This is a genomic window from Mycobacterium sp. TH-M82 (assembly GCF_057473605.1).
The window spans coordinates 1-2,740 of the sequence record NZ_JBYCKY010000379.1 but is presented as its reverse complement, the minus strand read 5'-3'; the positions used below and the strand labels follow the sequence as shown (position 1 = coordinate 2,740).

1 protein-coding gene and 1 pseudogene are annotated in these 2,740 nt (G+C 68.2%); both read right to left on the bottom strand.

The window, feature by feature from the left end:
• On the bottom strand, positions 1-2,467 hold a 2,467-nt coding region (locus AC2VON_RS11720), incomplete at its 3' end, for an SNF2-related protein (protein ID WP_486953118.1).
• Positions 2,468-2,608: 141 nt separating this feature from the next.
• Positions 2,609-2,740: pseudogene (locus tag AC2VON_RS11715) on the bottom strand (alpha/beta hydrolase); the annotation flags it as partial.

The window sequence follows — 2,740 nt, the reverse complement described above, 5'->3', positions numbered from 1 at the left end:
TCGACAGCAGCGACCACAGCTCCATCAAATTGTTCTCCATCGGGGTGCCGGTGATCGCCAGTTTGAATGCGGCGTCCAGCCGCCGCACGCACTGATGGGTCTTGCTGTTGTGGTTCTTGACGAACTGTGCCTCATCGAGAATAGCCCCAGCCCAGTCGATCCCGGCGTAGACGTCGAAATCGATGCGCAGCAGCGTGTAGGAGGTCACCACGATTTCGGCCTCGGCGGCCACGTCGGCGAGCGGACGATCTGACCGGGCGTCGGTGGCGCTGACGGCGACCGCGGTCAGGGCGGGGGTGAACCTGCCGGCCTCGGCGATCCAGTTGCCGACCACGCTGGTCGGCGCCACGACCAGGAACTTGCCGGCACCCGCTGTGACGGCGCGGGTAATCAACGCCAGCGTCTGCACCGTCTTGCCCAGGCCCATGTCGTCGGCGAGCACCCCGCCCAGGCCGTTGTCCCACAGGAACGACAGCCAATCCAGGCCGTCGCGCTGGTAGTCGCGTAGCGTGGCGTCGAGCCCGCACGGCACGTCGACCGGCGCCGGGGGGCGTGCAGCGGTCAACCGGGCCAGGTTCTGCCGCCACCGGCCCACCTGCTGGTCGACGACACCGAGGGCGAGCAGCTCGTCCCACAGTGTGACGTTCAGCGACTGGGCGTTGACCTTGTCCCCGTCGATCTCGCCGAGAGCGCGGGCTTCGTCGAGTAACTCCCGCAACCGGACTAACTCCGGGGTATCGAGCCGAAAGTACACGCCGCTGGGCAGCAGCATATGCGTTGCACCCGAGGCTAATTCGCTGATCATGTCGGGTAGCGGCACACTGTGCCCGTCGACCTGCACTGTGATGTTCAGATCGAACCAATCGTTGCCCGCAAGCTCGACCTCACCGCTGGCGAAAGCCAGCTGCGGGTCGGTCCTCGCTGCCCGGAAATCCGGTGCGTTCTCGTCGATCTCGACGGTCAGATCGCCACGACAGTCCAATCCCGGCAAAATCTCCGCGCACAGCACCGCGGCCTCCGGGACCGTGAGATCGACGATGCCCCGCAACGTCGCGATCGACGCCGCAGCGGCGGCTCCGGCCGGATCGCCGGCGCCGTCGATCGCCCGCAGCTCGGCGATCACCGCGGCATCGAGACCGCGGGCCATCCGCTGTCTGACCCGTTGCGCGGCCTGGGAAGGCCAGGTGCGCGACGCGGTGGCCACCGCCCGCAGCGCAGGTGCGATCCGCTGCCAGCTGGCTTCTTCCGCGGCGCCGTCGCGGTAGCCGATCGGCTGCGGCGTTGAATCGGGGTCGAAATCGTGGTGTTTGTCGTTGATGTCGTAGCGGATGCTCCAGAACGCGCGGGCGGCGCCGCCGGTCATCCTGATCGTCAAGACCGGCAGCGGCCCGGTGACGGCGGGCGCGACGAACAGGCCCTCTTCGACCTCTACCGGCACGGTGTGCGCCAACCGCGGTAAGACGCTCAGCGCGACCTCGTCGACGTTCTCGGCGGGGATGTGCACCTGTTTGTGGTCGGCGAGGAGGTCGAGCATGCCGGGGCCCGGCATGGGGTCGAACGAGCCCAGCCGCAGCACCGAATCGCTGACCTGGTGCATGCCGTGCGGTTTGGGCCTACCGATCAGGGTGACGCCGCTCGGGTCGGTGCGCTCGCCGTCGACAAGCAACGTCGCCGACATCACCGCCCCGCCCGCGTCGTCGCCGGCGAAGTCGAGACGTAATTGGGCGTTTTTGATCAACTCGACCGCGCGCAGGCCGCTGGATTTGCCGGCGACCATCGCCACCCCGGCGTCCTGCGCGGCGATCAGCGCCGCCCACAGCGCCGACGGTGCCCCGCCGATCATCAGGGCTTGCCCGCAGAACGCGAGACCGGACCGGTGCAATGCGGCGGCGAGTTCCCGGACGGCCAGGTACTGGTTGCGATCGAACTCGCCCGCTTCGGTGTCGTAGAGCAGCCGCCGCCAGCTCAGGCCGCGCTTGATCCAGGTTCCACGCTTGCCGATGGTCACCGGCTGCACGGAAACCATGCCGCCGGGAAGATACCGGGTGGCCGCTGTGAGGGAGAATTCCAGTCCCATCGGGGCGCCGGCGTCGCCAGGTGGGACAGTCAGCTCGTCAAGCACCCGGGCCAGGACCGTGCGCCACTGGTCCGAAGCAGACGGCTGCGGGCCAGCAGAGGCGGCGGTCAACAGCAGCGCGACGGCGTGTTTGCAGAAGTCACCGACCGGGCAGTCGCAGTCGGCCCACTCGATCACCGGGTCATCGACGTTCTCGAAGCAGACATCGACCCCGTAGACGTGACCGCGCGAGCCGACACAGGCTCCGTTCAGGGTGCGGCCGTCGCGCGCCCAGGACACGTCTCGGACCCGTCCTTCCTCGGCATACCGGGCACCACGGGCAATCGTGGCGGCGTCGAAGTCGCGACGCAGGTCGTCGGGACCAATGGCCAGGCGAGGTAATGGTGGCATGCGCGCAGCATAGGGGCGGGCACCGACAGCGACGCGAAGGCCGCGCGGCGCGTTGGGCCGCGGATACCCGATTCAACACTCGTCCGAAACAACAGACGCAGCGCTAACTTCCGTCGCAGGCGGCCGGCCGTCGGCCGATCCTCACCAGGTGCTGGTTCGCAGCACGATCTCGGCGGCCACCTGTGCGGTGGACTCCCGGGCGCTGCGCCGTTTGAGCAACTCCACCACGCGTAAATCTCCTAACACGAACTGCTGGCTGGCGCGGGCCACCGC